General features: G+C 56.4%; 6 protein-coding genes. 2 read left to right on the top strand and 4 right to left on the bottom strand.

Features of this window, described 5'->3' with window-relative positions; translation table 11 throughout:
* Window positions 1-53: 53 nt before the first annotated feature.
* Complete coding sequence (locus PH203_RS49460; protein WP_354671337.1) at window positions 54-662, bottom strand: very short patch repair endonuclease; 609 nt, start codon at window positions 660-662, stop codon at window positions 54-56.
* The gene (locus PH203_RS49920) at window positions 562-1,866 is read right to left on the bottom strand and encodes a DNA cytosine methyltransferase (protein ID WP_354671336.1); all 1,305 of its coding nucleotides are present in this window, start codon (window positions 1,864-1,866) and stop codon (window positions 562-564) included. The genes PH203_RS49460 and PH203_RS49920 overlap by 101 nt, the downstream gene beginning before the upstream one ends.
* 179 nt (window positions 1,867-2,045) lie before the next feature.
* Here PH203_RS49920 and PH203_RS49455 point away from each other — a divergent pair, with 179 nt between their 5' ends.
* Both PH203_RS49455 and PH203_RS49450 read left to right on the top strand, forming a co-directional pair.
* Window positions 2,046-3,419, top strand: coding sequence for an ATP-binding protein (locus tag PH203_RS49455; protein ID WP_289929513.1), 1,374 nt, complete (start codon window positions 2,046-2,048; stop codon window positions 3,417-3,419).
* Entirely contained in the window at window positions 3,419-4,330 is a 912-nt protein-coding gene (locus PH203_RS49450) for an O-methyltransferase (RefSeq protein ID WP_289929512.1), read from the top strand. Before PH203_RS49455 ends, PH203_RS49450 begins: the two co-directional genes overlap by 1 nt.
* Window positions 4,331-4,377: 47 nt before the next feature.
* On the opposite strand, the gene PH203_RS49915 is transcribed toward PH203_RS49450, so the two are convergent.
* Together PH203_RS49915 and PH203_RS49910 are read right to left on the bottom strand one after the other, a co-directional pair.
* Window positions 4,378-4,935: an RES family NAD+ phosphorylase gene (locus PH203_RS49915; protein ID WP_354671335.1), complete on the bottom strand. Its 558-nt coding sequence runs from the start codon at window positions 4,933-4,935 to the stop codon at window positions 4,378-4,380.
* Between the two features lie 23 nt (window positions 4,936-4,958).
* Window positions 4,959-5,165, bottom strand: a complete 207-nt coding sequence (locus PH203_RS49910) for an antitoxin Xre/MbcA/ParS toxin-binding domain-containing protein (protein ID WP_354671338.1) — start codon at window positions 5,163-5,165, stop codon at window positions 4,959-4,961.
* Window positions 5,166-5,433 lie beyond the last annotated feature (268 nt).

The raw sequence follows: 5,433 nt of genomic DNA, 5'->3' as shown, positions 1-5,433 counted from the left end.
CAAGTCGGGCGGCAGATGAACCTCGGCCTGGCTCCGAGCGGGCCGACTCCCCCTTAGCGCCTGATCATCAATTGCGGGACGGGCCTTAGACGTCTGCGTTGTTCCAAAACGACAGTCTCCACGCGTCGCGAGGCAGTGTGCGGATCTTCGTGCTCCCAGATACGCAGGACTACCCATCCAGCTTCTTGGAGACGACGGTTTGTGTCCTGGTCCCGGGCCTTGTTTCGAGCTACCTTCTCGCTCCAGTAGGCGCTGTTGCTCTTGGAGGCGGTGTGGTGCTCAGGGCAGCCATGCCAGAAGCAGCCGTCCAAGAAGACGGCCACGCGCACGCGTGTAAAGACGAGGTCGGCCGTCCTGCGTACCTCCGGCAGAGGCCGGACCGCAACGCGATAGCGCAGTCCCAGCCTGTGCACTGCTCGCCTCAGAGCAAGCTCAGGGCGCGTGTCCCGGCTGCGATTCCCCTGCATGCTGGCACGCGTACGGTTGCTGGAAGCCCAGGACTCTCCAGATGATCCCACGACAGCGACAGTACCCCTGGAACAGGGGCCGCAGGCCAGCAGTCTACGCAGCAGCTGTTCTGGTTCGCTGGGCAGGAATTTCTTCAGACCTAGCACCAAAGTGAACTGCTGCTTCAGCCATGGACAAGCGAAGCAACTTCTCATCGCCTAGGCAAACGGAAGCCTTACCTCGCGAAGGAGTGACTTTCAGCGATCTCGCAATGCATTGCGCCGCAGCTCTAGCGAGCAATGGTGGCACCGAATTCCCAATTTGCCGATGTCCGTGCCAGCTAGTCACGTGGAACCGGAACCAGTCTGGAAATGAGTGCAACCGCGCTGCCTCGCGCACGGTAATTACGCGGTCGCGCACCGGATGCAGTGGGCGAGGGGACGTGAATGCTCCCCGCTCGCGCCCAGTTCCTGCCCGTAGCGTGCGAGCTTGCCCGTCAAGCGAGAGCCGAAAGAAACGGCTAACTGACTCCACGGACCCTTGCGGTGTCGACGAGAAACGCTTGATGGACTCCGGAGTATGTGCCGACAAGCGAGAGTTAGTCAGAATCGATGGGTCCCAAATGCGCGGGCGCGAAAGATCCTGTGGGTCTCTCGCTATTCCTGCCATATACCTGGCATATGGTGAGTCGCTGAGATTCCACTCACCCTGTGCCAAGTCCGCGCTTGGCACGCTGTCTTCCCGTGTAAGGACCTCACTTCCCGAGGCATCTGGCAGTAGGGAGAACGATTCAGCTACAGAAACGAGTCGCGTGCTGGGTGCCAAGGGAGAGATTTCGCCCTCTAGAGCACCCATGACAACTACCCTTTTACGATTCTGAGGGACCCCGAAGTGTGCGGCATTTACCGGCGGATCGAACCCAGAGATATGGTAACCAGCAGAGCGAAGGGAATTGAATGCCTTCTCTCGAAGCTCAGAGTACTTGTCTTGAAGTAGGCCCGGCACGTTCTCCAAGCAGAACGAACGAGGGCGTACCTCAACGACGATTCGAACAAATTCCAGGAGGAGGTCGTTACGTTCGTCATGTTGATCGCGGCGTCCCATCGTTGAGAACCCTTGGCACGACGGGCCGCCAACGATGACGTCGACCACACCGTCCCAGGCCGGCCCTGACTTGTGATGGAGACGCCATCCACGGCGTGCCGCTTCAAGTACCTCGGCTCGCCCTATGTTCCTGACGTCCCGGCAGAGCACCTCGGTCAGAGGGAAGTTGAACTGGTGCGCAGCGGCGTGCACGGGGTCGTACTCGACAGCGGCTAGAACATCGAATCCTGCCTGCTCAAAGCCCAGAGAGAGGCCCCCAACACCGGCGAAGAGGTCGATCGCCACCGGTCGGCGTCGGCTTCTTGTCAGTCCCATGTCCCCACTCACGCTCGCTAGTTGCTGCTCCATCTCTCGGCTGACGATCGCACAGGAGCTGCCTTGTGCGCTAGCCGAACGGGCTACTAGCATGCGTTTCCTTCGCGGCGTACTGGTGGGAGGGACGTGGCGTTGTCATCATGTGATGCACGCTCACGTCGAGGTCTGGGGGAGCAGGCATGACGGATCAGTCCGACGCGTCCACTCGCGTGCAGGCAAGTCCTGAGAAGCGCTTTTTTATTGGGATGCTAGTCAAAGACATTGAGCTGCTGCCTGCGATTCTTGATTTGGTGGACAATAGCGTTGATGGTGCACGTCGCCTAAGGGGCGACGACCCGTACGACGGTTTGGAAGTCAAGATCTCGATCAATGCTGAGTGCTTCGAGATCAGCGACAACTGTGGTGGAATTCCGCTGGATATAGCGCGAGACTACGCCTTCCGGTTCGGCCGTCCGCAATCTGTTAAAGGAACGCCGGGTTCTGTCGGTCAGTTCGGTGTGGGCATGAAGCGTGCCCTTTTTAAGCTTGGAAAGTTCTTTACTGTCGACTCTCGGGCAGAGAACACCCATTTCACGCTTTCAGTCGATGTTGACGAGTGGGCGGAGGAGACTGATCCAGATTGGACTTTCACCCTCAGCCATGTTGATGAGAGTTACAACCCTGAGGGTGATCAGCCGCGAGGCACGCATATCATCGTCAAAAATCTTCATGACACCGTAGCCGAAGACTTCACATCGTCTCAGACCGTCGGCAATTTGCGGTATCAGCTTCGCCTCCGGCATCGTGAAGCGATGGATCGCGGCATGAGGATAGTCTTGCAAGAGGAAGCGGTTACGCCGTTCATTCCTCAGCTTCAACAAAGCGATTCAGTGCGTCCACTCTTCAAGCAGCTAACGCTGAATGAGGATGAGAAGCCAGTCAATGTGAGGATCTACGCTGGTGTGACAGACGCCGGCGGCCCTGAAGAAGACGATCAAGCGGAGCTGTTCCCCCGGGAGCGCGATGCTGGATGGTATGTCTTCTGCAACAACCGCCTTCTCATTGCGGCCGACCGAACCACTTTGACTGGTTGGGGAGACGGACTCCCGGTTTACCACCCGCAGTACCGTCGATTCCGGGGATACGTTTTCATCGACTCGGCATACAACGAGCTACTGCCTTGGAACACTACGAAAACGGGCGTGGATCAAGACTCCAGGGTGTGGCGGAAGATCTCTACAGAGATCAAGCAGGCAGGCTCTGAAGTTATTCAGATGCTTAATCGGGTCAAGTCGGAGCGGCAGAATGCCGAGCTCCCGGACGACCGACCTATTGCCCAAGCGCTTACACGCGCGAAGCCTGTGAGGCTGGGTGAAATCTCGCCCTCTCCGCGTTTCAACTATCCGGCGCCCAAGGCGGTGACGGTCCGACCGAATATGCGAAAAATCCAATATTCGGTAGAGAAGCATCGCTATGATGCTGTGGCAGAGGCTCTAAATACGACCCTCGTTGCTGATGTCGGGCGGCGAACTTTCGATTTCTTCTATCGCGAGCAGGTAGGAGATGACGAGTAGTGGCCGCAATCAATTATCAAATACGCCCGTCAAAAGCCGTCCAGAGGCACATGATTGTCGACGTATGTCGTCGTTTAACCGCTATGGCTCGGTTGGAGGACTATCAGTACGTCGGATTCGGCGCCTTGGAATTTGTTGACTTCCACCTCGTCCATCGTGCTCTGAACATCAGTGACATGATCTCGATAGAGGCAGACGAAGCTTCTATTGATCGGTACTTGTTCAATCGTCCGTTCAAGACAGTTCAAGTTGTCCCAGGGCGGTCGAGTACTGTGCTGCCGGATCTCAGCTGGGATAGGTTGAGCATCGTTTGGCTCGACTACACGGGGCGTCTCAATGACGAGGTGATTAACGATGTTTCGCTGCTCTGCGGGAAGCTTCAGCCTGGAAGCGCACTGTTCGTCACTCTAAATGCGCGTCCCGAAACCCAAATAGATCAGCGCAGAAAGATGCTGGCTGATTTCGTAGGTGAGGAACGGATTCCCGCAAATGTGACTGATGAGTCATTGGCAGTCTGGGGTCTTGCACAAACTCAGCACACCATACTCACCGATCTGATAATTAAGGGACTCCGTGATCGGCAGGTTAGTGCTGAGTGGCGTCAAGTGGTCGACATACACTATGCGGACGGCGCGAAGATGCAGACTTTCGGCGGCATCGTTGTGGGTCCTGGCAGTAGCGTAGGATTTGACAGTTGCCGCTTCAAAGAGCTGGACTTTGTGCGCTACGCGGGAGAAGATCCTTTCCTTGTTCGGGTGCCGATTTTGACCCCCAAAGAGCGGCGAACTCTGGAGGAACAGTTGCCGCTGGCTGAGGGGGATGAGTTGAAGGCTCCATGGCTTCCGGATCGGGATGCTCAGGATTTCCTCCGCCTTTATAGGTACATGCGGGCAGAGCACGTTAACGGTTAGGTAGCCCCTACGTTGAGCGTGGCTGCGGAGTCAAGGTACAGAAAAGTCTACGCGGCATCCCGTCCGTAGCCACGGCCTGACAAGTTGTGGAGGCTTCGGCTGGTCTCGATCACTTCGCAAGAACTGTCAATCACGGATTGGCGCTTTAGGATGAGCACTCTGCCACTGTCATAAGCGGCAGATGGGGCCAGTATCCCATCTACTCGTTGGTGGCCAAGGAGGAGTTCACCTAGTTCCTGACAGGAACGGTAATCAGACATGGTGAGCTGCTGTCGCGAATAACCGAGTCGATCAAGGGTTATTTGATCAATGAGATCGACGACTGCCACATCTCGAACGTGAACATGGGCCAGATAGCGCATCGGCAACACACCGATGGGGAAGTGCTTAGAATATTCAGCCCATGCACCCTCAATTGAATCCGCGCCATACCAAACAGGAGCTCCGCCGAGCGTGTGGTATCGGCCTGCGGCTGGCGCGACATCAAGAGTAGGCATAGGGTTGTACTCTCGATCACAGTGGCGCCAGTAGTCGCCCGTTTCGCGTCTCAATGGGACAGCGACGCGGACACTTGATCTGAGGTCGAAGAAGACGTGCTCACTCATAGTTCACTACCGCCGATTCGCCCTTATAGGAAATACCCTTGTCTTAGAGCCTCGATTGCCTCGCAGACTTTCCTGGCGTCGCCCTCGTCGATGGCTTCGTAGGGTGACTTGTGTTCCAAGTATTCGCTTGGGCTATTGAGCCATTTAAGTGTATTTTCTTGGCCTATCGAGCGAATTAGCCCATTGACTGATGTCCAAAGTTGCAACTTATCGGCGAACGTATAGTCCATGAGTTGACTCTCATCCAGCCCGAATTCCTTGAGGTTTGCATCAGTCAGCATGGCATTCACCACCCTGCGCGTGGATGTGGTCCATGGTACGACTCCTGCGGTTCGCGAGCATCTGGTGCAGTTGACTTACCAATTGAGTGACCTAACTCGAATGTAAATTCCTCATGCCTGACAGCCTAAGGGCCGTCCCGTAAATGATCTTCGGGTCGCCTCGGGCACGGTTGGTCGTTGCGCGGCCCGTTGAACTATCCGGTGAGGGCGAGGTTGT

The organism is Streptomyces sp. S.PB5 (assembly GCF_030403745.1).
Classification (GTDB): Bacteria; Actinomycetota; Actinomycetes; order Streptomycetales; family Streptomycetaceae; genus Streptomyces.
This window is presented reverse-complemented; position numbering and strand designations above follow the sequence as displayed.